Genomic DNA, 25,728 nt, shown 5'->3' with positions numbered 1-25,728 from the left:
CCCTCTACGGCAACGGCAACTTGACCCGCGGCTTGCTTTCGACAAACAACGCCCAACTGGACATGAACAACGCCGCCACCAGCGGCCCGATCACAAATCCGTTGAGGCCGAATACCGACAGGCCGCCCAGGGTCGAGATCAGGATCAGGTAGTCCGGCATCTTGGTGTCCTTGCCCACCAGGATCGGGCGTAATACGTTGTCCACCAGGCCGATCACAAACACGCCGAACAGGCCCAGCACCACACCCTGCCAGATCGAACCGCTCAACAGGAAGTAGGCGGCCACCGGCCCCCACACAATGCCCGCGCCCACGGCCGGCAGCAGTGACAGAAACGCCATCAACACCGCCCACAGCAACGCACTGGGAATGTCCAGGAACCAGAAGATCAAACCACCCAGCGCCCCCTGGGTCACGGCCACCAGCACGTTGCCCTTGACCGTGGCGCGCACCACCCGATTGAACTTGAGCTGCAACCGACGCTTCTGCGGCTCGGCCAGCGGCACCGCCGTGCGGACCTTGCGCACCAGTTCCGGGCCGTCCCGCAGCAGGAAAAACAGCAGGTACAGCATGATGAAAAAACTCACCAGGAAATCAAACGTGCCCTGACCGAAGCTGAACGCCTGGGTCGCAAAGAACTGGCTGCCCTGCATGGCGCTCTTGACGATCTTCTCGCGCAGCCCTTCCAGGTTGCCCATGCCGAAGCGGTCCAGCAGGTGCTGGAAGTACGGCGGCAGGAAGTTCTTGAACTGCTCGATATAGCCGGCCACATCCAGCTTGCCGCTCTCGACGTTTTTGTACAGCGTGGCGCCCTCTTGCACCAGCAATGCGCTGGTAATGATCACCGGCAGGATCGCGATCACCAGGCACACCATCAAGGTGGCCAGGGACGTCAGGTTGCGGTTCCAGCCGAAGCGCTGCTGCAGGCGACGCTGCATCGGCGCAAAGATGATGCCGAGGATCACCGCCCAGAACACTGCACCGTAGAACGGCAGCAATATCCAGATAAAGGCGACGGTCACCAGGGCCAGCAGTAGCAGCAGGGTCTTGAATTGCAGGTTGGTTTGATTCATGTCCGATCCATGTCAGAAAAGCAGGCCGCGCGTGTGCGTCCAGCTGCTTAGTCCACCGCAAATCCCGGGAGTGCCATCTTTGTTGCGGTAAGCGTAGACCCAGATCAATAAAGCCCGGCACATGTTGGGCTACGCTCGCGGCCTTTTGCGATCCGATCCCCATGCCTCTCGTCCTTGCCCCCGAACTGCTCGCCCCCGCCGGCACCCTGAAAAACATGCGCTACGCCTTCGCCTACGGCGCCGATGCAGTCTACGCCGGCCAGCCGCGCTACAGCCTGCGCGTGCGCAACAACGAGTTTGACCACGCCAACCTGGCGCTCGGCATCCAGGAAGCCCACGCGCTGGGCAAGCGGTTCTATGTGGTGGTGAACATCGCGCCGCACAATGCCAAGCTCAAGACGTTCCTCAAGGACCTCGCCCCGGTGATCGCCATGGGCCCGGATGCGCTGATCATGTCCGACCCAGGGCTGATCATGCTGGTGCGCCGGCACTTCCCGATGATGCCGATCCATCTCTCAGTGCAGGCCAATACGGTGAACTGGGCCAGCGTGGAGTTCTGGCAGCAGCAAGGAATTTGCCGGGTGATCCTGTCGCGGGAGCTGTCCCTGGAAGAAATCGGCGAGATTCGCCAGCAGGTGCCGGCCATGGAGCTGGAAGTGTTTGTGCACGGTGCCTTGTGCATGGCCTATTCCGGGCGCTGCCTGCTCTCGGGCTACATGAACAAGCGTGACGCCAACCAGGGCACCTGCACCAATGCCTGCCGCTGGAAATACCAGGCCACCCCGGCGGTGGAAAACGCCACGGGCGATATTGTCCAGGTGTATCAACCGGAACCCACACTGGGGATCGGCGCGCCCACCGACCAGGTGTTCCTGCTGCAGGAAGCCAACCGCCCCGACGAACAGATGCCCGCCTTCGAGGATGAACACGGCACCTACATCATGAACGCCAAGGACCTGCGCGCCGTGCAGCATGTGGAGCGCCTGACCCACATGGGCGTGCATTCGCTGAAGATCGAAGGCCGCACCAAATCGCATTTCTACTGCGCCCGCACGACCCAGGTGTACCGCCAGGCAATCGATGATGCCGTGGCCGGCCGTGCGTTTGACCGCAACTTGATGACCGACCTGGAATCCCTGGCCCAACGCGGCTACACCGAAGGTTTCCTGCGCCGCCACGTGCACGACGAATACCAGAATTACCAGAACGGCAGCTCAGTGTCCGAGCGCCAGCAGTTTGTTGGCGAATTGACCGGCGAGCGCCGCGGCGAGTTGGCCGAGGTCAAGGTGAAGAACCGCTTTGCCGTCGGCAATCATCTGGAATTGATGACCCCCGCCGGCAACTTTCACTTTGACCTGTCCAGTCTGCACAACGCCAAGGGTGAAGCCATCGAAGTGGCGCCGGGGGATGGGCACACGGTGTATGTGCCCCTGCCAGCGCAGGTGGATCTGCGCTTTGGGTTGTTGATGCGCGATCTCTAGATCCTGAACTGCCCCACCAACTGCCCCAACCGCTGGCCCAGGTCCGCCAGACTGCGCGAGGTCTGGGCGCCCAACTGGGTTTCATCGGCCACGCTGTCCACCGCCACGGCAATCTGATGCACGCTGCGGTTGATCTCTTCGGCGACGGCGGTCTGTTCTTCGGCAGCGCTGGCAATCTGCGCGTTCATCGAGTTGATGGTGCCGATCAACTGGGCCATGGTGTCCAGGGACGCCCCGGCTTCGTTGGCCTTGGCCGAGGTGCCGTCGCCGGCATCGCTGGAGCGGCGCATGGCATCTACGGCCGACTCGGTGCCTTTTTGCAGGCGGTCGATCATGCCCTGGATTTCCTGGGTGCTGGTTTGCGTGCGGCTGGCCAGGGCGCGCACCTCGTCGGCGACCACGGCAAAACCGCGCCCGGCCTCCCCTGCCCGCGCGGCCTCGATCGCCGCGTTGAGGGCCAGCAGGTTGGTTTGTTCGGCAATCGAGCGGATCACGCCGAGCACGCTGACAATCGACGACACGTCCTGCTGCAGGCTGTCGAGGGACACACCGCTGCTGCGGATGTCATTCACCAGCGCATGGATCTGCGCGATGCTGCCGTCCACCACGCGCTTGGCGGCCTGGCCTTCGGCGTCGGTCTGTTGCGCGGCCACGGAGGCGCCCTGGGCACTGCGCGCCACTTCTTGCGCTGCGGAGGACATCTGATTGATGGCGGTGGCCACCTGGTCGGTCTCGTGACGCTGGCGTTCCATGGCCTGCTCAGAACGCTGGGCCTGGTCGGACACCTGGCTGACCAGGCCGGTGAGTTGGGTGGTCATCTCGGTGATCTGGCGCACCAGGCCATGGATCTTGTCGACAAAGCGGTTGAACGCACCAGCCAGGTCGCCCAGCTCGTCCTGGCTGGTGATGGCCAGGCGGCGGGTCAAATCGCCTTCGCCGGCAGCAATGTCGTCGAGGTTGGCTTTCATCAAATGCAGCGGGCGCAAAATGGTGTTGGCCAGCAGCATGCCGGCAGCGGCGATCACCAGCAACACCACCACGGCCACGCCGAGGATGCTCAGCAGCACGCCTTCCATGCGCGTTTTCACTTTGGCTTCGACCACCGCCACCTGGGCTTCGATGCCATCCAGGTTCACCGAGGTACCGATGACCATGTCCCACTTGGGCAGGTATTCGGTGTAGCCCATCTTGGGCACCAGTTCGGTCTGGCCGGGCTGGGTCGAGCTGTATTGCAGGTAGTGGGTGCCGTCCTTGCCGACCTTGACCAGGTCGCGGTTGACGTAGACACCGTTGGGATCACGGTTGTCCTTGAAGCTCTTGCCCACGCCGTCGGGGCTGTTGCCCTTGAACAGGCGGATGGTCTCGGAGTCGTAGCCGAAGAAGTAACCGTCCTTGCCGTAGCTGGTGTTGGACAGCAGCTTGACCACCTCGGCCCGCGCCGCCGTATCGCCGGGGGCGGCCGCGTCATAGAGCGGCTTGATGGTGGTCATGGCCACTTCCACATAACTTTGCAGGGTGGCCTTGGCGTTGTTGAGCAGGCGCTGGCGGGTTTCATCCACCTCATTGCGCGCCTGGCCCTGGAGGATCCACACGGTGGTCAGGCTGATGACCACGGCGAACAGCAACACCGGCACAACGGCGAGGGACAGGACTTTGGCCTTCAGGCTCAGACGCATGGCTTTTCTCTCTTATTGGGCGACTTGAGAGGTTATCGGCCAGCGCCGGTGAATCTGTAGATCAGAGCGTCATCGCCGCCAACCAGCCAAACGCCAGCAATGGGAGGTTGTAGTGCAGGAACGTCGGCACCACGGTGTCCCAGATATGGTGATGCTGGCCGTCGATATTCAGGCCGGAGGTCGGGCCCAGGGTGGAGTCCGAGGCGGGCGAACCGGCATCACCCAGCGCCCCGGCGGTGCCGACGATGCACACGATGGCCAGCGGGCTGAAGCCCAGTTGCACACACAGCGGCACGAAAATCGCCGCCAGGATCGGTACTGTGGAAAACGACGAGCCGATGCCCATGGTCACCAGCAGCCCCACCAGCAACATCAACAACGCCCCCACCCCACGGCTATGGCCGATGAACGCCGCCGAGGTTTCCACCAGCGAGCGTACGTCGCCGGTAGCCTTGAGCACTTCGGCAAAGCCTGACGAGGCGATCATGATGAAGCCGATCATCGCCATCATCTTCATGCCTTCGGTAAACAGGTCGTCGGTGTCGCGCCAGCGCACGATGCCCGAGACCGAGAAGATCAGGAACCCGGCCAAGGCGCCGATAATCATAGAGTCCAGCCACAACTGGATGATGAACGCCGAGGCAATCGCCAGGCCCGCCACCGCCAGGGTCAGCGGGTTGTACTGCACCGCCACTTGCTCGACCCGCTCGATTTTCTCCAGGTCATACACGCGCTTCTTGCGGTAGCTGATAAACACCGCCACCAGCAGCCCGACCACCATGCCCAGCGCCGGCAGGCTCATGGCGTGGGTGACGTTGACCTGGCTGATGTCCACGCCGCTCTTGGCCACGTTGGCCAGCAGGATCTGGTTGAGGAAGATATTGCCGAAGCCCACCGGCAGGAACATGTACGGCGTGATCAGGCCGAAGGTCATCACGCAGGCGATCAGGCGGCGGTCCAACTGCAATTTGGTCAGCACATACAACAGGGGCGGCACCAGCAACGGGATAAACGCGATATGGATCGGCAGGATGTTCTGCGACGCAATCGCGACCACCCACAGCAGGCCGATCAGCAGCCATTTGACGTGGTTGCCGCCGCTGGCTTGCTGACGGTCGACCAGCAGCAAGGCCCTGTCCGCCAGGGCGTGGGCCAGGCCGGACTTGGCAATCGCCACGGCGAAAGCGCCGAGCAAGGCGTAGGACAAGGCCACGGTCGCCCCCCCTCCCAAGCCACCGTTGAACGCCTTGAGCGTGGCCTCGATGCCCAGGCCACCGGTCAGGCCGCCCACCAGGGCGCCGACAATAATGGCGATGACCACATGCACGCGGGACAGGCTGAGCACCAGCATGGTGCCGACCGCGGCGATGACTGCGTTAATCATGGTTACCTCAAGCAGAAACATACAAAACAGGCATGCCCGCGCCCGGGCGGCCATCGGATGGCAGCCGGCGTGCAGGCTTGAAGGAGGTCTTATTAGAGGGCGCGCACTGTGCAGCAGGTCGCGCCCCATGTCAAAAAGCGACGCCGCTTTCAGGTTTAAATTGATCGTTTGAATAAAGAAAATTCCAGATCGGCCGATAACCGTGCTCTATGTGTTTTCAGGTAAGGATGTACCGATGTCCCTCAGACAGCTCTCCATTCAATGGAAAATCACCCTGCTCGCCGGCCTGTGCCTGCTGGGGATCGTGACCCTGCTGGTGGGTTTGTCGTTGTACCGCATGGCGCAGAGTTCCGAGCAGGTCAAGGCTTCCAGCATGCAGATGCTCGATGAAGCGGCCCAGGCTCGCATCGAGGCCCAAGGTGAGGTGCAGGCCGCGGGCATCCGCCGGCAATTCATGGACGCCTATCAATATGGGCACGGGTTTTCCCGCCAGGTCCTGTTCCTGCGTGAGCAAGCCGAAAAACGCTTCCTCGACGCCTTCGACACCCGCGAAGACCTGACCCGCCAGGTCAAGGCCGCATTGCAGGCCAACCCGGAACTGCTGGGCCTGTCCCTGGTATTCGAAGCCAATGCGCTGGATGGCAAGGATGAGTTGTTTGCCGACCAGGCCGAACTGGGCAGCAACGACAAGGGCCGCTTCGCCCTGTACTGGTCGCAGCCGACGCCGGGCACGCTGACATCGATGGCACTGCCGGAAAGCGACATGTCCGACACCCGCGTCGGCCCCAGCGGCGAACCGGCCAACGCCTGGTTCACCTGCCCGCGCAGCACCCTCAAGCCGTGTGTGATCGAACCGTACTTTTATGTGATCGACGGGCAAAACGTGCTGATGACCAGCATCGTGTTTCCGTTGACGGTCAATGGCAAGGTGATCGCTTCGCTGTCGGTGGACATCAACCTCAACAGCCTGCAGGCCGTGAGCCAGCAGGCCAGCCAGAAGCTGTATGACGGCCAGACCCAGGTCAGTATCCTCAGCCCCACCGGTTTGCTTGCCGGCTACAGCGCGGACGCCAGCCAGTTGAGCAAACGCCTGGATCAGGTCGATACGCAAAGCGGCGCGCAATTGATCAGCGCCCTGGCCGGCGGGACACAGACCCGCAGTCTGCGCACCGACCATCAACTCAAGGTGCTGGCGCCGTTCGCGCCGATTCCCGACGGCAAGCCATGGGGGGTGTTGCTGAATGTACCGGAAAAAGTCCTGGTGGGGCCGGCTGAAGCACTGAAGACCCAGATGGACGCCGATAATACCCGCGGCACCCTGCTGGAACTGGGCTTGGGCCTGCTGGCTGCCGTGATCGGCCTGATCCTGGTCTGGCTGATGGCCCGCAGCGTGACCCGACCGATCCTCGGCGTGGCCCATATGCTTGAAGACATCGCCAGCGGCGAAGGCGACCTGACCCGCCGCCTGCCGTATGACAAACAGGACGAACTGGGCCAGCTCGCCGGCTGGTTCAACCGTTTCCTCGACAAGCTGCAACCCATCATTGCCGAAGTCAAACGCTCGGTGCAGGACGCCCGTGGCACCGCCGACCAGTCCGCCGCGATTGCGACGCAAACCAGCGCCGGCATGGAGCAGCAGTACCGCCAGGTCGACCAGGTGGCCAACGCCTCCCACGAAATGAGCGCCACAGCCCAGGACGTGGCCCGCAGCGCCGCCCAGGCGGCCCAGGCCGCGCGGGATGCCGACCAGGCTACCCGCGACGGCCTGACAGTGATCGACCGCACCACCACCAACATCGGCCAACTGGCGGCCGATATGAGCACCGCCATGGCCCAGGTCGAAGGCCTGTCTGCCAACAGTGAGAAGATCGGCTCCGTGCTCGAAGTGATTCGCGGCATCGCCGAGCAAACCAACCTGCTGGCGCTCAACGCGGCAATCGAAGCCGCCCGCGCCGGTGAGGCCGGCCGGGGGTTTGCCGTGGTCGCCGACGAGGTACGCAACCTGGCACGGCGGACCCAGGAGTCGGTGGAGGAAACCCGCCTGGTGATCGAGCAATTGCAGAGCGGTACCGAAGAGGTCGTCGGCTCCATGGGCAACAGCTATCGCCAGGCCCAGGGCAGTGTCGAACAGGTCGGCGAGGCCGTTACCGCCCTGCGCCAGATCGGCGATGCGGTCACGGTGATCAGCGACATGAACCTGCAAATCGCCAGCGCTGCCGAAGAACAAAGCGCGGTGGCCGAAGAGATCAACCACAATGTGGCGACCATTCGCGATGTGACCGAGTCGTTGTCGGAACAGGCCAATGAGTCGGCGCGGGTGAGCCAGGCGTTGAACAGCCTGGCCAATCAGCAGCAGGGGTTGATGGACCAGTTCCGCGTCTGAGTGATCGCTCCCACGCGTGGATACCGTCTTATCCAACACCACACACATCCGTAGCAGCTGCCGAGCCTTGGCGAGGCTGCGTCGGCCGCGGCTCGAGCTTGAGTCGGCAGCGCGCCTGACGCAGCCTCGCTTGCGCTCGGCAGCTGCGGATTTGCGCGGTGTTGGATAAGACGGTATCTACGGGGGTGTTTTCAGATCTGGCGGCGTGGCAATTCGATCAGTGCCTTGAGCCCGCCCAGCTCGCTCTCCTGCAACTGCAACATCCCGCCCCACACCTCGACAATGTCGCGCACGATCCCCAGCCCCAGGCCATGGCCGTCGATCTGTTCGTCCAGGCGTGCACCGCGGCTGAAGACCTGGTCACGCTGGGCCTCGGGAATCCCGGGACCGTCATCTTCCACCGCCAGCAGGTAAGCATGCGGCGTCTCGCTGACGCTCACGCGCACCTCCGCATCCGCCCATTTGCAGGCGTTGTCCAGCAGGTTGCCGAGCAGCTCCAGCAGGTCTTCGCGGTCCCAGGGCAGTTGCAGACCCGGCGCGACGTGGTAACTGAGGTCCAGGTGTTCGCCATGGATCATGTTCAACGTGGCGAGCAGGCCGGGCAGTTCTTGTTCACAGTCGAACAAGGCACCCGGCAGGGTTTCGCCGGCCAGCCGGGCGCGATTGAGTTCACGGTTGAGGCGTTGTTGCACCTGCTCCAATTGTTCGCGCAGCAGTTTGCTCAGTTCGGGGTGATCCTTGAGCGCCTCGCTCGAGGCGGCGCTCAACAGCACCGCCAGCGGGGTTTTCAGCGCATGCCCAAGGTTGCCGAGGGCATTGCGCGAACGTTTGAGACTGTCTTCGGTGTGGGCCAGCAGGTGGTTGATCTGGGCGACCAGTGGTTCCAGTTCCAGCGGCACCTGGGTGTCGAGTTGCGAGCGTTGGCCTTGTTGCAGTTGGGCGATCTGGTTACGCGCGTTTTCCAGCGGGCGCAAGGCGCGACGTACGGTGACTCGCTGCAAAAACAACACCAGCAGCAGTGCCGCCAGCCCCAGCACCAGGCCGATCCGACGCATCAGGCGAAAACTTTCCCGCACCGGGGTGTAGTCCTGGGCCACGCTGATGGAAATCGATTGGCCAAAGCGCTTGTAGTCCGAACGCAGCACCAGCAATTGCTGGCCTTCGGGCCCCAATTGCAGGTTGCCCTTGAGCCCGGCCTCGGGCAGTCGGGGCAATTCCTGGTCCCACAGCGAACGGGAGCGCCAGTGAGTCTCGGCAAAATCGATACGGAAATAATGCCCGGAAAACGGCCGCTGGTAGGCCGGCGACAGGCGCTGCTCATCCAGTTGCACACCGTTGGGCCCGCGTACCAGGGCGACCAGCAGGTTCTCGGCATCGTTGCGCAACCCCGCTTCCAGGTAGCGTTGCAAACCGGCCTCGAACAACCACAGGCTGGTTTGCGCCAGTACCACGCCGACGATCACCATCACGCTGATCAGGCCCAGGCTCAGGCGGCGCTGAATCGACTTCATGCAGGGCTGGCGCCAAAGCGGTAACCCTGGCCGCGCCGGGTTTCGATCACGCTGCGGCCGAGTTTGCGGCGCAGGTGGTTGACGTGCACTTCCAGCACGTTGGAGTCGCGCTCGGTCTCGCCGTCGTACAGGTGCTCGGCCAGGTGGCTTTTCGAGAGGATCTGTTCGGGGTGCAGCATGAAGTAGCGCAACAGGCGAAATTCTGCGGCGGTCAGTTGGATCTCGTCGCCATCGCGCAGCACGCACTGGCGGCCTTCGTCCAGGTGCAGGCCGGCAGCTTGCAAGGTGGGTTGGTTGGCCTGCCCGTGGGAGCGGCGCAACAGCGCCTGGATGCGCAGGTGCAGCTCTTCGGGGTGAAACGGTTTGCTCAGGTAATCGTCGGCACCGGCCTTGAGCCCTTCGATGCGCTCGGCCCAGGAGTCGCGGGCGGTGAGGATCAACACCGGGGTGGTCAGCGCGGCGGCGCGCCATTGCGCCAGCACCTCAAGGCCGGGCAAACCGGGCAGGCCGAGGTCGAGGATGATCAGGTCGTAGGGTTCGCTGCGGCCCTGATACGCGGCGTCACGGCCGTCGGCCAGCCAGTCGACGGCATAACCCTGGCGCTGCAGGCCGGCCAGCAGTTCATCGGCCAGGGGTACGTTGTCTTCCACCAGGAGCAGGCGCATCAGTCTTCCTCATCTTTGATCAGTACACCGTTGGTGGCGTCGAGTTTGATCTCGCGCACCACGCCGTCGGTGGTCACCAGTTCCACTTCGTAGGCATATTGGCCGTGCTTTTTCTCAAGCTCGGCTTCCAGCAGGCGCGAGCCGGGATACCGCGCCATGGCCTGCTGCAACAGTTGCTCCAGAGGCAGGATCACCCCCTGCTGGCGCAGCGCCAAGGCTTCGTCCTGGTTAAGGTCGCGGGCCTGCAAGCCTGAGCAGAACACCACCAGCACCAACGCCACTCGACTGCCGGCGCGTAAATTTACCTTCATTACGTATCCTGATGATTCTTGAGAACCTGCCCGGTAAGCGCGTCCAATTCGACCTCCCATTCAATGCCGTCGGCATCTTGCAGTTCGACTTCATAGACATACTTGCCGTAAGCCTCGTCCAGGTCGGTGTCCAACAGCGTTGAACCGGGGTGCAGGGCCTGAGCTGTGGCTTCGAGCTGGTCGAAAGCGACAATTGTAACAGTGGCGGGCACGATCAGTGGTTTGTCGGGGTCCACGGCTCCGGCCTGAGTCGCCGTGGAGGCGATGATAGCGGCGGCGACCAGAGCAGTGAGGCGTTTCATGATGAGTCTCCGTTACACGATGTTTTTCCTACGCCGGCCACGGTAGCGGCTGCAACTTAACTGAAACTGAATTGCCACCATGGCAATTTCCAGCAGGCGCGACGGGCTACGATGTTTATTCAGGACTCACGCGGTATCGTTAACGTTTTTCGCGAGCACGCTTGCGCCTACACCTCGCTTCAACAGAGACCGGTATGACAGCCATCCATATCAAGTTCCCCGCCCTGACCCTCAAGGCCGGCAAACGCGCCTTTGCGCACATTCGCGAACAGGGTCTCAAGCCTGCGGATGTCGGCATCCTTCCCGGTGCGGCCGGCGGCCCCAAGGCGCTGGGGATCCAGGGCCTGGACCTGGCGCTGTTCGGCGACTGGCTGCCGCGCGCACTGCGGGAGCGGGCGTTGATCGGCGCATCGATCGGTTCCTGGCGGTTTGCCAGCGCCTGCCTGCCCGACCCGGTGCAAGGCCTGCTGGACCTCGGCCGCCTGTACAACGAACAACGCTTTGCCAAAGGCGTGACCATGGCCGAAGTCAGCCGCAGCTGCCAGCGCATGCTCGACGACCTGCTGGCCGGCCGCGATGCACGGGTGCTGGACAACCCCGACTACCGGCTGAACATCATGGTGGTCAAGAGCCACGGCCTGCTCGCCGATGACCACCGTGGACGCCTGGGTTTGGGCCTGTCATCGGTGATTGCCGACAACCTGCGCGGCCGTGCGCGGCTGGCGCGGCATTTCGAGCGGCTGATCATCCACGACCCGCGCCAGGCACCGCCGGTGCACCCGCTGAAGGATTTTCCATCGCGCTTTCTTGAGCTGGACATGGGTAACCTGCGCCAGGCGCTGCTGGCGTCCGGGTCGATCCCCATGGTGATGCAAGGCGTGCGCGACCTGCCCGGAGCCGGCACCGGCACTTACCGCGACGGCGGCCTGCTGGACTACCACCTCGACCTGCCCTACCACGGCGACGACATCGTGCTGTACCCGCACTTCACCGACCGGGTCATCCCCGGCTGGTTTGACAAGGGCCTGCCATGGCGGCGCAGCAACCCGCACGGCTTGCAGGATGTGTTGCTGCTGGCGCCGTCCAGGGACTACCTGGCCCGCCTGCCCCACGGCAAACTGCCGGACCGCAGCGACTTCAAGCGCTTCATGGGCGACGACCCGAGCCGCAACAAGTACTGGCAAACCGCGATGAGCGAGAGCCGGCGGCTGGGGGATGAGTTTCTGCAACTGGCCGATAACGGTGGCCTGGGCGAGCGCTTGCAGGCGCTTTGACCCAGCGGTATGCGCGGGATGGGATCAAGCTGTTAAACTCGCCGCCTGCCAGATACCTGACCGAGCTGAAAATACTGTGGAAATCTTCAAAGAGTTTACCTTCGAGTCCGCCCACCGCCTGCCCCACGTACCGGAAGGCCACAAGTGCGGGCGCCTGCATGGGCATTCGTTCAAGGTGGCGATCCACCTGAGCGGCGACCTGGATCCCCATACCGGCTGGATTCGTGACTTCTCGGAGATCAAGGCGATTTTCAAGCCGCTCTACGAACGCCTCGACCACAACTACCTCAATGACATCCCAGGCCTGGAAAACCCCACCAGCGAAGTGCTGGCCAAGTGGATCTGGACTGAACTCAAGCCGCTGCTGCCGGAGCTCAGTGCGATCCGCATCCACGAGACCTGCACCAGTGGCTGCATCTATCGCGGCGAGTAAACCTGCGCTGTTAAAAAACCACCCTTGCGGTGGTTTTTTTGTGCCTCCCGTAGCACCCTTCCACCCTTGCCCTTCTTCGCGACCGAGGAGATGTCCATGGAAACTACCTGGCTGGCCCAGGCCAAACGCTTGCAAGCATTGGCCTCCACGGGGCTGCACTTTTGCACCGATGATTTCGAGCGCGAACGCCTGGAAGAAATCGCCGAGATTGCCCACAGCATGCTGGCACAACTGGGCAACGTGCCGCTGGAGCGCATCACCGGGCTGGTGTCGGATTTCGCCCAGCGCTATTCGACGCCGATGATCGACGTACGTGGCGCGGTGATCGAGGGTGAGCGGATTCTGCTGGTGCGCGAGGCCACCGACGGTTGCTGGGCGCTGCCCGGTGGTTATGCCGATATCGGGTTGTCGGCGGCGGAAAACATCATCAAGGAAATTCGCGAGGAAGCCGGGCTGAGCGTTACTGCGCGGGCACTGTATAGCGTCACCCACAAGGCCAAGGGGCTGTACCGGCCGGATGTGCGGGATTTCTACAAGTTGTATTTCCTGTGTGAACGGGTGGATCAACTGGCGCCGGTGGCCGGGTCCGAGACCACCGAGGTGGACTTTTTCAGCCTGGACGAGCTGCCGCCGCTGTCCCGGGGGCGCACCATCGAAAGTGATCTGGAGGCGGCGTTCGCCTTTCATCGCGGCGAGACCACGCAGACGCTGTTCGACTGATCCAATTTGTATCACTGCTGCACCGCTTTCGTGCCCGACTGGGCACAACGAACACTCCCGCCTGCGTTCCCCGCCTGTTTGGCTATAAATACTGTGCACAGTGCACAGCGACAACCGTGCGCCTGTCACTGCCGGTGATTTGGCACGCCCGGTGCAACAGGCCTGCGTCACTCATTCAGGGAGCACGCACATGACGCAGCAAGAACCGGGCAACGATTACCCCTTAAGCGAAGTCCCCATGCATGCGCGCAAAGGCCTGGCGTCGACCGCCATGGTGCTGCTGGGCTTTACCTTTTTTACCGCGACCATGTTTGCCGGCGGCAAGCTCGGGGTGGCGTTCAGTTTCACCGAGATGCTCGGCGTGGTGGCCCTGGGTAATCTGCTGTTGGGTATCTACGCCGCAGGCCTGGGTTACATCGCGTTCAAGAGCGGGTTGAACTCGGTGTTGATGGGCCGCTTCTGCTTTGGCGAGGTGGGCAGCAAGCTCAGTGACTTGATCCTCGGGTTCACCCAGATCGGCTGGTACGCCTGGGGCACCGCCACGGCGGCCGTGGTGCTGGGCAAGTATTTCGAGCTGAGCCAGGGCAGCGTGCTTGCGTTGATGGTGCTGTTCGGCCTGGTGTTTTGCGCCACGGCCTACGTGGGCTATCGCGGGCTGGAGATTCTTTCCTACATCGCGGTGCCAGCCATGGGCCTGTTGCTGTTGCTGTCGATGTGGGTCGCCACAGTGAAAGTCGGCGGGCTGGATGGGCTGCTGGCGGTGGTGCCGACCGGCGAGCTGGATTTGTCCACGGCGATCACCCTGGTGTTCGGCACGTTCGTCAGCGGCGCCACCCAGGCCACCAACTGGACGCGGTTTTCCCGCTCGGCCAAGGTCGCGGTGCTGGCCAGCCTGATCGGGTTCTTTATCGGCAATGGTTTGATGGTGCTGATCGGCGCCTATGGCGCGATCGTCTACCAACAGCCCGACGTGGTCGAAGTGTTGCTGCTGCAAGGCTTTGCCATGGCGGCAATGGCCATGTTACTGCTCAATATCTGGAGCACCCAGGACAACACCATCTACAACTTCGCCGTGGCCGGCTGCAACCTGCTGCGCACCAAGCGGCGCAAAACCGTGACCTTGGCGGGTGCGGTGATCGGCACCTTGCTGGCGTTGCTGGGTATGTACGACATGCTGGTGCCGTACCTGATCCTGCTGGGCACGGTGATTCCGCCGATTGGCGGGGTGATCATGGCGGACTTCTTCTACCGCTGGCGCGGCCACTACCCGCGCCTGGCGGATGCGCGCCTGCCAGCCTTCAACTGGGCCGGGCTGGTGGCGTACGCAGTGGGTACCGTGCTGGCGTTCAACTCGCCGTGGGTCGCGCCGTTGGTGGGCATCGCTGCCGCGTCGCTGACCTACGTCGCGCTCACCGCCGTGCTGCGCGTGCCTTTGGCTGATGCCCGGGCATGAGCCTGACCATTGCGGATGTACTGGCGTTGCCGGGACTGGAATCCATGCGCCTGCGCGCCGGCGCTGCCGCCCTGGATAACGTCGTGCGTTGGCCTTATGTGGCGGAAAACAGTGGGATCGCCGAGTGGGTGCTGGGCGGTGAATTGGTGTTCGTCACCGGCATCAACCACCCACGGGATGAGGCCAACCTCCTGCAACTGCTGGACGAAGCCTGCCAGCGCCAAGTGGCCGGGTTGGTGATCCTGACGGGAGCGGCGTATATCCAGGCAATTCCCCAGCGCTTGCTCGACGCCGCCGAAACCGCCGGCATGCCGCTGATCGAACAGCCCTACTCGCTGAAAATGGTACTGGTGACCCAGGCGATTGGTTCGGCGCTGATCCAGTCCGAGCAACTGGGACGCTCGCGGCACGACGTGCTGGAGCGCTTGCTGAGCGGGGATTATCAATCCCTGGATTTGCTGCTGCATCGGGCCGTGCAATTGAATATGCCACTGGCCGGGCATTGGCAGGTCGCCCAACTGCAATTGGAAGGCAGTGAGTTGCTGTTTGCCCAGGGTGACGCGGCACAGGTGGAGGCACAGCTGGCGCGGCAACACGACGGTATCAGTCGGCGCTTGCGTCAATTATCGGCGGTACTGCCGGTACTGGGGCGCGCCGGACAATGGACCCTGCTGCTGCCGGCACCGGATGCCGTCACGGCCTTGGCCAACCGCCAGCAACTGGCCAACTGGCTGAACCCGCTCAACCTGCGCCTGGCGCCGCTGAAATTGTTTATCGGCCTGAGCGCCGCTGCACACCCACCCGCGCGCCTGGCCCAGGCGCAGGACGAAGCACGCCAGGCATTGGTGGCGGCACGACGCTTCAGCGAGCGTGCCGGGCTGTGCGTGTATGACGAACTGGGCGTGCTCAAGCTGCTCAGCGGTGTGCGTGATCGCGCCCTGCTCGACCAGTTCCTCAATGAACGCCTGGGCCCGCTGCTGCGTCACGACCTGCACCACGGGCCCAGCCTGATGCCGACCCTGGAAGCCTGGTTTCACGAGAATGGTAACCTTGTGGCTGCCGCCCAGCGCCTGGCCTTGCACCGCAATACCCTGACACACCGTGTCCAGCGCATCGAAGCCCTGTGCGGTCTGACACTGGATAACGCTTATGACCGCCTGGACATCGGCATCGCCCTGATGATCTGGCGGCTGTCTGCCTGATTGTTTTTAGCCAAGAGGAACTTGCCCATGCACATCATCAACGCCCGCCTGCGCAACCGTGAAGGCCTGCATGATCTGCACCTGGAACACGGCCGGATCGCCAGCATCACCCCACACACAACAGCGCCGGCAGTGGGGCCCAATGACCTGGACGCAGCCGGCAACCTGGTGATACCGCCCTTCGTCGAACCGCACATTCACCTCGATGCCACCCTCACCGCCGGCGAACCACGCTGGAACATGAGCGGCACCCTGTTCGAAGGCATCGAGTGCTGGGGTGAACGCAAGGCCACCATCACCGAGGAAGACACCAGGACCCGCGCCAAAAAAACCATCCAGTCCCTCGCCGCCCACGGCATCCAGCATGTACGCACCCATGTCGATGTCACCGACCCCGACCTCACGGCGCTCAAGGCCATGCTGCAAGTGCGCGAAGAAAGCACGCACCTGATCGACCTGCAAATCGTCGCATTTCCCCAGGAAGGCATCGAGTCATACCGCAACGGCCGCGAACTGATGGAAGAAGCTATTCACCTGGGCGCCGATGTGATCGGCGGCATCCCCCACTTTGAATACACCCGCGACCAAGGCGTGAGTTCGGTGAAGTTCCTGATGGACCTGGCCGAACGCACCGGCTGCCTGGTGGATGTGCACTGCGACGAGACCGACGACCCGCACTCACGCTTCCTCGAAGTACTTGCCGAAGAAGCCCGCAGCCGCGACATGGGGGCCCGCGTCACCGCCAGCCACACCACGGCCATGGGTTCCTACGACAATGCCTACTGCGCCAAACTGTTCCGCCTGCTGGGGCACTCCGGGATCAGCTTCGTCTCTTGTCCCACCGAAAGCATCCACCTGCAGGGTCGCTTCGACAGCTTCCCGAAACGCCGTGGTGTCACCCGGGTCAACGAGCTGCTGGAGGCCGGCATGAACGTATGCTTTGGCCAGGACTCCATCGTCGATCCCTGGTACCCGCTGGGCAACGGCAACATCCTGCGCGTGCTGGAAGCCGGTTTGCACATCTGCCATATGCTCGGCTACCGCAACCTGCAAAGCGCCCTCGACCTGGTGACCGACAACAGCGCCAAGGCCATGGCCCTGGGTGACCGTTACGGCCTAGAAGCCGGGCGCCCAGCCAACCTGCTGATCCTCTCGGCCGACAGCGACTACGAGGTGATTCGCAGCCAAGGGCTGCCGCTGTACTCGATTCGCCACGGCAAGGTGTTGATGAAACGCCAGCCGGCGCAGGTAGAGTTTGTCTAAGCACCCAGGTCAGACGATTGAGTCGAGATCCAGCGGCTGTGCCCTCCCCAGCTCACTCTGCGCAGCGGGAGGGATGCTCGCGACCTGAGGCAACGCCTGGTTTTCACGATGGCGGAACCAGCGCTTGAGACTGGGTTGCAGGTTGGAGGAGTGGCTATGGCTGCCGTAGACATCACGCGCGTCGAGACGACGCCAGCGCAGGGTTTGCAGGCGTTCGCGACCGGTGTGCAGGCGGTCGATCTCAGCGTTCAGCGGCTCATGGTATTCATAGGCACGGTCGTTGGCCGGGCGCTGTCGAGCCAGTTCACGCCGCTTGTCTTGCAGTTGCTTGCGCATGGTCGCAAGGGCGTGGTCGAGCAGTTCAAACTCCCGTTGGGTCACCAGAGGACCGTTGCTATCCACCGCTTGTTGCCAGCGACGCAACGTCGCCCAGGCGGCCGGGATGTAGCTGGCGGTCATGAAATGCTGCTTGTATTGCACCAACTGTTTGATCAGGCCTTCGCGATCGGGCATGTCACCGCGCGTTTGCCATGCCCGGTTGCGGCCGGCTTCTTCAATGGACTCGCAGCCCGGCTTCCACAGCACGGACGAATGCGTACCGTCCGGGAGCATGATCGGCATGAAGTGCTGTTGATCGCCGTGGTGTTGGTAGGGGTTGCCGCCAATACGCACCAGGCCGGCGGCGAACAACAGGCCCCCGGCCGTGGGGGCGCTGAATAGCGTGACGGCACCGGGGATCCAGAGTTTGGCGGTGGTGTTCATCCAAGGGGCCGGGACGCTGGGGACCGGGTCGTTGTGGTTGACGATGCGGTGGTGGACCAACGTGGAAGCGCCGGCAGTGAACTCGGCATCGGCGGCGCGGGGGGCGCCGTAGGTGTAGAGGAGGATGTTGTAGTTACGCTCAGGAATACGACGTAACGCTTCTGCCAGTAACAACGCAATTGCGCCGCCCAAGCTATGACCGCAAATGACTATTCGTTGGCCTATGTGAAATTGACTGAGGTAACGCAGTACGAAGTCACGCACAGCCCGGTAAGCCTGATAGAAACCTTCGTGTGCCTTGCCGACCCCGTCGGCGAATGCAACCTGATGGGCGTTTGCATCCCGTAGTGCGTCGGCCGTGCTGAACGTTCCGCGCACTGAAATCAGGATCACCTCATCGTGATGGGTGATGAACGCCTGGGTGTCAGTGCCGTCTTTTTCGTCATCAAAGAAGTGCAAGCTTGCGGGATGTTCCTGTTTCTCGCCCAACTCCGGGCGATTTTGCAGGTACAACTCAGGGTCGAAGGGCAGGATTTCGAAGCGCCTGGAATAAGGGACATCTTCATAAAGAGGGAAAAATCGCCGGGTTTGCTCGGGATCAACTCGCCAGGCTTCACGGTATCCAGACAGTTGCTTGCCAAACAGATTCCCAACGCTGGGGTCCAGCGGGAAATGGACTTTATCAACGGGTTTCTTTGAGGGTTCCTGCCCAAAATCGCAGTAACTCAACGCTGCAAACAAAGCCAACTGATACAGGTTCAAAGCACAGAACTCATCTTCAGTGGAGAGCATCGGGCGCAAGGCTCGCAGCGGTCGGACTTCGAGAACGGTATGCTGGCTGGGGAACAGCACGATACCCGATAAGGTTGGCTGGGGCGGGCCAAAGCCCAGGTCGGCCATCATTTTTAATGCGTGGCGCTGGGGGCGGTGGGGTGTTTTTTCCACGGGGGGAAGATGGGCGATATGGCGAACCAGATCGCTTACTTCAACTTGGTAAAACCGATCTGAGCTCTGTCGTCCTGGATTGCTTTCAGTTCGCCGACCATCGACGCTTGAAAAACGGGTTTGTTCAGCTCGCACTTGAAGATCGGTGATCGGTAATGGATAGCTGTCTCGCTGCTGCAATGTTGAATAGTAGCCCCTCCCCGCCTCATATGGAGCATCTAAAACCAGCACGACAGGACCGCGACACTGCCCCTCCAACCGTGCAAACCCTTCTCCATTCAAATGGCCTTTGTACCGCTGCCCTGCGCTGTCAACAACCTCATATCTAAGCCCTCCATAGGCTTTCCCATCACCTGATTCATCCACCAGACAAAAACTCAGCCAACCTCCATGCAATGCGCAAGCAGGCATACTTTCATCAAAAAAAGGGTGCTTCCATTCTTCCATCGTCATGCCTGGATATCCTTATTCAGTACAAGTTGGATAGATGTCGCATATACGCCCATCGGGCATTGTGATGGGCTTGAAGTCGGTAGTATTCCCGTTACAGAACGCATAAAGATCATCAAAATCCGTCCCTAGACAACGCTTCCACCCACCAGGAAAACGAATCCAGTTATCGCCCATGTAAGGTCGCTCTTCGGGATTGAGTCCTACTTTTATCAGTACCTTTTGTCCTCCCAGTTCATCTCGCAGCAAACCACCTCTCGTACCAGCGTTAGATAGCGCCCCACTGTCACTCAAATATCCACATTTAAGGACCTTTATGATTACGTGCTTCCGCCCTGCAGTCCGAAACAACCACTGACACTGCCAAGACAGCTCCTTAACTCCCGACTCCGGCATTCCTGGCCGATCCCCCTCCAGAAGATCCCGAATGGAAATCCCCCCTATATCCCCCCCAACGTCCGAATCCCGCTTGCCCCACTTCGCATAAAGATCAAAATCCACACTTCGCAGCACCAACGGACACCCCTGTACCGTCTCACTCAGAGGCAACTCATAACTCGCACGACTCGCCACCGGCTTGTACTCGGTAAAAAAGACCTTCCGCTCCGGCCTCTTGCCTCGGCGCCTTGGCAAGGTGCAGGTCTCACCTGTTGCAGGCCCATAGTTGGCGGCAGTTTTAAGTTTAAACTCCGCCGGTAAATCCACCTCCAACGTAAAGCGATCAACCGGCTTCATCGCACATCCCGAAAGTCCCGCCATCGCCAGCGCAAGCAGCACGCCCCATACACGCTTACTCATCCTTGTTCTCCAACATGAGCCACTGCTGCTTAACTCGTTCAAAGTGATCCTGCGGTGTTTCTCCAACCGTCGGCTGCCAACGAATCCCACTGCTGCGAGTGGCCTCTTCCAGCCGTCGCACGACCAGAAACTCCAGCTGTTCCGGCTGGCTCCATCGCCAACTGCGAGCCTGTTCCAACACTTGGGTCAGCCAGACCCTGGGGTCTTGGAATTCAACCAATGCCGCCAGATCTTCACTGTGTTCAGCCAGCAGGTAACGCAGGATATTGGCGTGCAGGATGGCGCTGGCATTCGGGTTGGGCGTGTTCAGCCAAGGAGCTGGCTCGGGCACCGGATAGTCACCGGGGGCAGGGTTGTCACCGCAGTGCCAACTGCCTTCATGCCAGTAGCACACACTGATCAGTGGGCCGAGGAATGCTGGCCAGTGTTCAAGGCCCAGATGGTTCAGTGCGCGCGCCAACGTACGATTGTCGTGAAGGCGGTACAGCGTCCGGTTATTCTCCGGTCCGACCAGCAGCCGGTCGCGCCAATGCCGGGACATGTCCGTCAGGTCCGCGTCTGGCAAGCTGCCCAGCCAGCCCCAATTCATCTCTGGTTCTTGCAGAAGATCGAGCAACGCGGGCTCCCCTACCTGATCCAGCAACAGGATCACGGGGCCAGACGTGGCCATTTCCGCCAGTGGGGTTTGTGCGTAGAGGTGGCAGTACGCCGGAAAACCGCGTGCCGCCAACATTGGCTGGCACGCTGCGTTATTCCCCTCAAGCATCAGGCACAGCCTGTGCCCCGCCTGTTGCTGTTGGCTCATCCATCGGCTTGGAAGGTTTTCCATCAGGCGGCCCTCCCGCCGACAGTGCAGAGGCCTTCGCGGCAGTCCTCGCATAGCGGGCAGAAGTCCGCATCCAGTTGCCTGGCCAAGTGCATGATGGCGCCCTGTGTGGCGGAGATTTTCGGGCTCTGCGCAACCAACAGGGCGTTCGCAGACCCGGTCGCGGACGGGGTTCCACCGAGGGTGATGGGCCGACTGCTGAAAATGCCGCCTGCCTGGATCACCAGGTGCTCTCCGCCGGCCTTGAAACTCAGTTGTACGCCCGCGTCGATCACCAGGCTGGCGCCGGCCTTGAGATGCACCTGTTGCCCGGCTTCAATCACCAGGGTTTGCCCGACATAGGTCCGGCTGTCGCCCTGCACGTCCAGATGATCGCTGGCCTTGAGCACAACCTTGCGGTCACCGGTGACGTGACGATGCTCCTCGCTTTCCAGGTGCGCCGTACTTAACCCTCGAATGATTTCACGCCGCTCACCGGCCACTTCCAGGCGACTGTCATGCCCCACCTGCTGCTCCAGGTCCCGCTGGGCACGAAGGTAGATGAGCTCCTTGCCACGGCGGTCTTCCAGGTGCAATTCGTTGCCGCCGCCTCCGCCCGGGGTGCTGCGACTGCGCAAGACGCTGCGGGTCTTGTGTTGCGGCAAGGAATAGGTCGGCATGTGCAACGCATTGGCCAGGCAACCGTTGATCAATGGTTGGTCCGGGTCGCCCTCCAGGAATGTCACCAGCACTTCCATACCCACCCGCGGGATCATCGTTGCGCCAAACCCGTCTCCGGCCCAACCCGATGCCACCCGCACCCAACAACTGCTTGTGTCATCGCTCTTGTCCAGTCGGTCCCAGTGAAACCGTACTTTTACCCGGCCGTATGCATCGCAATGCACCTCCTCGCCGGCAGGCCCGGTCACCGTGGCGGTCTGGGTGCCGTGGATGGTCGGCTTGGGGTGCTTGAGAGGGGGTCGATACGGCGCACTCCAGGGTGTCGCGGTGAAACGGTTGCGATACCCCTTGAATGCATCCACCTCACCTGTCCCATCCTCCAGCACCTGCGGTTGATAACCCTCGTGACGGACCGAAGTGATCAACCATAAATCATTGCAGGCCGGATCCGGATGGTCGTGCAGCTCAAGAAAATGCCCACTGCGCAGCACCGCTTGGTCGCTCCTGCCCAATGCCCGATATCCGCCGATCTGAAGGCGCTCCAACCCCCTGCGAGCCAGGCGCGCGCCCCGTGCATGGCCGGTAAATCCAGCCGGGTAGCGGTAGTCCTCAAGGGGTTGCGCTGAGGCAGAACCCGCGCTGTCTTGCAGACATAAGGACGGATGCTCGAAGTCATGATCACGACGCACCGTTTGCTGGCTGCGGGTCGCCAGGCGTACGTCGAAACGCTGGATAACCCGTGTCTCGGCCAGCGGCCCGCCGGCAGCTGAATAACGCTGCGCAGGCAGGCGGTGGAACACGGTCTGGTCGTCGCCAAACACCAGCACATGCTGGTGCTCGCTGTGACGGAAGTGGTAGTGAATGCCCTCCTCTTCACACAGCCGCTGGATGAAATGCAGGTCGGTTTCCGCGTATTGCACGCAGAACGTCCGCGGCGGGTAGACCACCGGCCCCAACTCAAAGGCATAGCGGTCGGCCAGGATGCCGTGGTGTTCGAGGACTGCCGCGATGATCTGCGGAACACTGCGCTGCTGGAAAATCCGCTGGTCGCGTCGATGGGCAAGGTAGGCGAGATGCGGCGCCAACGTCAGGTGATAACGGGTGAGCCGCCGCCCGGGATCATCGCGGCCAATCGCGTAAACCTGCCCGTGCAGGCCTTCATTGGCATCGCCAAAAACCAGGTAGGCAGGCTGGTGGAGCAGTGACTCCAGGTCCAGTGAAGGGGTTTCGCTGACCATCTGCACCTGGATGAAAAACGGCTGATCAAGCACCTCCTGACCGTTGAACGCCAGTACTTGAAAGTCAGTCTTTATGCCTGGAAGGATTAATTTGAAACGTGACGAAACAAACGCGTTAACCATCCGTTGTTACCCGCCAATATCGATAGTTATTACCGGACTGAGATACCTCCCCCGCCAAACATGAAATAAGTTGCCGAGGAAAAGCGCCTGAACGCCTTGAAGCTTAGCGTTTCCAGGAAAAAATCGGCCCCAAAAAAATAAAAAAGAAGTTTCGTACGACTGAGATTGAAGTGTCTTTTACAAAATAATAAATCAAGTCAATGAGCCACTTCTCAAACATAAGAAATGCCCTACACCAACTTTTATCTGATCAATTAATTAATAGCGAAACAGCTGACACCCACTCAGGGCGTCAACTGCTCAAAAGACTTCATGTCCGAGGCCGTGCAGTCCCGAACAGACTGACGCTCAGCAGCGTATCGACCTGGGTGTGCAAACGTACCGGCGCAGTGCCACCCGGCATCACCACCGCGACTTCACCTCCCTCAACCCAACCCGCTCGCCACGCCGCACAGGCCACGGCACTGGCGCTGGTGCCGGAGGACGCCGTGGGGCCCTCTCCCCGCTCGAACACCCGGGCAACCACCCGGTTGCCGGATTGCCTGGCGACCCATTGCAAATTGACTCCGGCCAAGCATGGCTCGCCGCTTCCTGCCGGGGGGGCGAAGGCAATCGCCTGCAACGGTTCGAACAGCGCTGGCTGTTGCATCTGCAGATTGTCCGGCAAGGCTGACATGTGTTCGACCAGGGTCACACAATGAGGATTGCCCACACGCACAAACTGACTGTGCGCCCACTGTGGGTTGATTGCCGCCAACGCCTTCACATGGCTCAGTTCAATGTCGCCTTGGAACACCTGCTCAACCCCCTGAGCACCCACGGCCGACGGCCCGAACCCGGGCAACCCCAATGCCAGCCAGAATCCAGAGCGGTGCTCATAGATGGCAGGTTCGACCCGAGTCACCAAAGGCGACACCCCGTCAGGCTGGTCATGATGCACGCGCAAATCACAGGCCTCGGTCATCAAGCCCTGGTCAGTAAGCGCCTGGGCAAAAATCGTCAACCCATTGCCACTGCGCTCGGCCAGGGAGCCGTCGGTGTTCACGATCAACAGGTCAAACGGCGGCTCGGCCTGGAACGGGCCCACCAGCAAGCCATCGCAGCGGTGGGCCTTGGCATTGGCCGGGCGCGGCGTCGAGCCCCACTCGCATTCAGACCTTATGGCCGATGCAGCCCAAGCCTCGCGAGTCCTCGCGGCCTGCGCCGCGCTGTCGGGCACCTCGATACCCCGCTGTCGTAGGAACGCCGGGCTGGCGACCCCGTAAATGTTGCCACGTGCGTCATAGAACTGGGTCATGGCGCCACTTGCCTTGCAATCTTCATCGGTGCGTCCGCTCGGTTGCCTACAGGGTTGGACCAGCAGCGTATTACACAATGCAGGGTGTGTGGGAGGCGGCCTGGAAGGTGGTAATCCACCGTGAAAACCCGGGGGTTCACCAGCTCCCACAGGGATTACACACCTTCCAGAACGCCTTCCGCAAAGACACTCCGTGTGTGGTTGCCAACGCCCATGGCGTTCCAGAATTGCAAAAAAACTCATCGCCGCTGATCTCGGGGGGAACCCGGCTCGCCCCCCAAGGCCTGATGTGCAAGGATGTCGCGCCGGACATCGTTCGCTGAACGCAAAACCAAGGATTTTTTCATGACTGCCATCCCCACCTCAGCACCCGTGGTTCCCGGGCGGCTGGAACAAATGTCGACCCGTATCGCATTTTTCATCGCCGGCTTCGGCATTGCTGCCTGGGCGCCGTTGGTGCCATACGCCAAAGCACGCGCCGAACTGAGTGAAGGCACTCTGGGCCTGCTGCTGTTATGCCTGGGGGTGGGGTCTATCATCGCCATGCCGGCCGCCGGTGCGCTGGCGTCTCGTTATGGCTGCCGACGCGTGCTGAGCGCCGGCACGATCATGATCTGCCTGGCCTTGCCCATGCTGGCCACGGTCAGCTCGATTCCGTTACTCATCGCCGGATTGTTCCTGTTTGGCGCGGGCCTTGGCACGGTGGACTCCACGGTGAACCTGCAAGCGGTGATTGTTGAGCGCGCCAGTGGCAAAACCATGATGTCGGGCTTCCACGGCTTGTTCAGCCTGGGAGGGATCGTCGGCGCGGCCGGGGTTGCCGGGCTGCTGGGGTTGGGTCTGTCACCTCTGCAGGCGACCCTGGTGGTGATCGTCATCATGGCACTGGCGCTGCTCAAGGCCGGGCCCCATTTGTTGCCCTATGGCAGTGAAAGTTCGGGTCCGGCATTTGCGATCCCCCACGGCGTAGTACTGTTCATCGGCTGTCTGTGCTTTATCGTGTTTTTGGCAGAAGGCGCCGTACTGGATTGGAGCGCCGTGTTCCTCAGTGCCGAACGCGGTCTGGACGAAGCTTACGCCGGCCTGGGTTACGCAGCCTTCGCCCTGACCATGACTGCCGGGCGCCTGACCGGCGATGCCATCGTGCGGCGCCTGGGCGCGACCCGTGTGATTGTGGTCGGTGGTGCACTGGCCACTGCTGGCATGTTGCTGGCAACGTTATTGCCAGCCTGGGAAACCGCATTGCTGGGGTATGCGCTGGTAGGTGCCGGTTGTTCGAATATCGTACCGGTGCTGTACACCGCCGTCGGCAAACAAACGGTGATGCCGGAACATATTGCCGTGCCTGCCATCACGACCTTGGGGTATGCCGGGATTCTTGCCGGCCCCGCAGTGATTGGCTTCATTGCCCATGGCAGCAGCCTGAGCAGTGCCTTTGTGCTGATCGCAGTGCTGCTCGCCGGTGTGTCCCTGAGCGGCAAGATCCTCAAGGAATGACC

21 protein-coding genes and 2 pseudogenes are annotated in these 25,728 nt (G+C 61.8%); 10 read left to right on the top strand and 13 right to left on the bottom strand.

What is annotated here, in order from left to right:
- Positions 1-4 precede the first annotated feature (4 nt).
- A complete protein-coding gene (locus tag BFP99_RS08290; protein ID WP_027603150.1) occupies positions 5-1,072 on the bottom strand; it encodes an AI-2E family transporter in 1,068 nt (355 codons plus the stop codon).
- A 161-nt stretch (positions 1,073-1,233) separates the two neighbouring features.
- Between BFP99_RS08290 and yegQ the strand changes: the two genes are divergently transcribed.
- Positions 1,234-2,553: a prephenate-dependent tRNA uridine(34) hydroxylase TrhP gene (yegQ, locus tag BFP99_RS08285; RefSeq protein WP_065926943.1), complete on the top strand. Its 1,320-nt coding sequence runs from the start codon at positions 1,234-1,236 to the stop codon at positions 2,551-2,553.
- Here the strand turns inward: yegQ and BFP99_RS34040 are convergent.
- The 3 genes and pseudogenes from BFP99_RS34040 to BFP99_RS08275 form a co-directional block, all read right to left on the bottom strand.
- Positions 2,550-3,305: a methyl-accepting chemotaxis protein gene (locus BFP99_RS34040; RefSeq protein ID WP_370737647.1), complete on the bottom strand. Its 756-nt coding sequence runs from the start codon at positions 3,303-3,305 to the stop codon at positions 2,550-2,552. The two genes, yegQ and BFP99_RS34040, sit on opposite strands and share 4 nt — an antisense overlap.
- Before the next feature lie 102 nt (positions 3,306-3,407).
- Positions 3,408-4,229 (bottom strand): annotated as a pseudogene (locus BFP99_RS34035) (cache domain-containing protein); the annotation flags it as partial.
- A 61-nt stretch (positions 4,230-4,290) separates the two neighbouring features.
- Positions 4,291-5,610, bottom strand: a complete 1,320-nt coding sequence (locus BFP99_RS08275; RefSeq protein WP_161985740.1) for a Na+/H+ antiporter family protein — start codon at positions 5,608-5,610, stop codon at positions 4,291-4,293.
- A 238-nt stretch (positions 5,611-5,848) separates the two neighbouring features.
- On the opposite strand from BFP99_RS08275, the pseudogene BFP99_RS34030 reads away from it, so the two are divergent.
- Positions 5,849-7,138 (top strand): annotated as a pseudogene (locus tag BFP99_RS34030) (HAMP domain-containing protein); the annotation flags it as partial.
- 102 nt (positions 7,139-7,240) lie between these two features.
- Positions 7,241-7,996, top strand: a complete 756-nt coding sequence (locus tag BFP99_RS34025; protein WP_370737646.1) for a methyl-accepting chemotaxis protein — start codon at positions 7,241-7,243, stop codon at positions 7,994-7,996.
- A 191-nt stretch (positions 7,997-8,187) separates the two neighbouring features.
- On the opposite strand, the gene BFP99_RS08265 is transcribed toward BFP99_RS34025, so the two are convergent.
- Genes BFP99_RS08265 through BFP99_RS08250 form a run of 4 tightly spaced genes read right to left on the bottom strand, consistent with a single transcriptional unit; the run spans position 8,188 to position 10,785 of the window.
- Positions 8,188-9,507, bottom strand: coding sequence for a sensor histidine kinase (locus BFP99_RS08265; RefSeq protein WP_065947071.1), 1,320 nt, complete (start codon positions 9,505-9,507; stop codon positions 8,188-8,190).
- Entirely contained in the window at positions 9,504-10,172 is a 669-nt protein-coding gene (locus BFP99_RS08260; protein ID WP_065926938.1) for a response regulator transcription factor, read from the bottom strand. The genes BFP99_RS08265 and BFP99_RS08260 overlap by 4 nt, the downstream gene beginning before the upstream one ends.
- A complete protein-coding gene (locus tag BFP99_RS08255) occupies positions 10,172-10,483 on the bottom strand; it encodes a PepSY domain-containing protein (RefSeq protein ID WP_027603140.1) in 312 nt (103 codons plus the stop codon). The genes BFP99_RS08260 and BFP99_RS08255 overlap by 1 nt, the downstream gene beginning before the upstream one ends.
- Positions 10,483-10,785 (bottom strand): PepSY domain-containing protein, encoded by a 303-nt coding sequence (locus tag BFP99_RS08250; RefSeq protein ID WP_065926937.1) that lies wholly within the window; start codon positions 10,783-10,785, stop codon positions 10,483-10,485. Before BFP99_RS08250 ends, BFP99_RS08255 begins: the two co-directional genes overlap by 1 nt.
- Positions 10,786-10,979: 194 nt before the next feature.
- Between BFP99_RS08250 and BFP99_RS08245 the strand changes: the two genes are divergently transcribed.
- From BFP99_RS08245 to codA, 6 genes are all read left to right on the top strand, one after another.
- A complete protein-coding gene (locus BFP99_RS08245; RefSeq protein WP_065947070.1) occupies positions 10,980-12,059 on the top strand; it encodes a hypothetical protein in 1,080 nt (359 codons plus the stop codon).
- A gap of 76 nt (positions 12,060-12,135) precedes the next feature.
- Positions 12,136-12,492, top strand: coding sequence for a 6-carboxytetrahydropterin synthase QueD (queD, locus tag BFP99_RS08240; RefSeq protein WP_003237990.1), 357 nt, complete (start codon positions 12,136-12,138; stop codon positions 12,490-12,492).
- A gap of 96 nt (positions 12,493-12,588) precedes the next feature.
- On the top strand, positions 12,589-13,212 hold the full coding sequence (locus tag BFP99_RS08235; protein WP_065947069.1) for an NUDIX hydrolase: 624 nt from the start codon (positions 12,589-12,591) through the stop codon (positions 13,210-13,212).
- Positions 13,213-13,402: 190 nt separating this feature from the next.
- Positions 13,403-14,665: a cytosine permease gene (codB, locus tag BFP99_RS08230; protein WP_065939378.1), complete on the top strand. Its 1,263-nt coding sequence runs from the start codon at positions 13,403-13,405 to the stop codon at positions 14,663-14,665.
- Positions 14,662-15,867: a PucR family transcriptional regulator gene (locus BFP99_RS08225; RefSeq protein WP_065926933.1), complete on the top strand. Its 1,206-nt coding sequence runs from the start codon at positions 14,662-14,664 to the stop codon at positions 15,865-15,867. Before codB ends, BFP99_RS08225 begins: the two co-directional genes overlap by 4 nt.
- 27 nt (positions 15,868-15,894) lie before the next feature.
- Complete coding sequence (gene codA / locus BFP99_RS08220) at positions 15,895-17,130, top strand: cytosine deaminase (RefSeq protein WP_065926932.1); 1,236 nt, start codon at positions 15,895-15,897, stop codon at positions 17,128-17,130.
- A gap of 9 nt (positions 17,131-17,139) precedes the next feature.
- On the opposite strand, the gene BFP99_RS08215 is transcribed toward codA, so the two are convergent.
- From BFP99_RS08215 to BFP99_RS08195, 5 genes are all read right to left on the bottom strand, one after another.
- Positions 17,140-19,290: a lipase family protein gene (locus BFP99_RS08215; RefSeq protein ID WP_065947068.1), complete on the bottom strand. Its 2,151-nt coding sequence runs from the start codon at positions 19,288-19,290 to the stop codon at positions 17,140-17,142.
- 12 nt (positions 19,291-19,302) lie between these two features.
- Complete coding sequence (locus BFP99_RS08210; RefSeq protein WP_065926930.1) at positions 19,303-20,085, bottom strand: hypothetical protein; 783 nt, start codon at positions 20,083-20,085, stop codon at positions 19,303-19,305.
- Positions 20,078-20,914, bottom strand: a complete 837-nt coding sequence (locus tag BFP99_RS08205) for a DUF4123 domain-containing protein (RefSeq protein ID WP_065926929.1) — start codon at positions 20,912-20,914, stop codon at positions 20,078-20,080. The genes BFP99_RS08210 and BFP99_RS08205 overlap by 8 nt, the downstream gene beginning before the upstream one ends.
- Positions 20,914-22,932 carry a type VI secretion system Vgr family protein gene (locus BFP99_RS08200; protein ID WP_065947067.1) on the bottom strand — a complete coding sequence of 673 codons (2,019 nt, stop codon included), beginning with the start codon at positions 22,930-22,932 and terminating at the stop codon, positions 20,914-20,916. The genes BFP99_RS08205 and BFP99_RS08200 overlap by 1 nt, the downstream gene beginning before the upstream one ends.
- A gap of 310 nt (positions 22,933-23,242) precedes the next feature.
- Complete coding sequence (locus BFP99_RS08195; RefSeq protein ID WP_065947066.1) at positions 23,243-24,229, bottom strand: diaminopimelate epimerase; 987 nt, start codon at positions 24,227-24,229, stop codon at positions 23,243-23,245.
- A gap of 345 nt (positions 24,230-24,574) precedes the next feature.
- Between BFP99_RS08195 and BFP99_RS08185 the strand changes: the two genes are divergently transcribed.
- The gene (locus BFP99_RS08185; protein ID WP_065947065.1) at positions 24,575-25,726 is read left to right on the top strand and encodes an MFS transporter; all 1,152 of its coding nucleotides are present in this window, start codon (positions 24,575-24,577) and stop codon (positions 25,724-25,726) included.
- Positions 25,727-25,728 lie beyond the last annotated feature (2 nt).

This window comes from Pseudomonas sp. 1 R 17 (assembly GCF_900067035.1).
GTDB lineage: Bacteria > Pseudomonadota > Gammaproteobacteria > Pseudomonadales > Pseudomonadaceae > Aquipseudomonas > Aquipseudomonas marginalis.
This window is presented reverse-complemented; position numbering and strand designations above follow the sequence as displayed.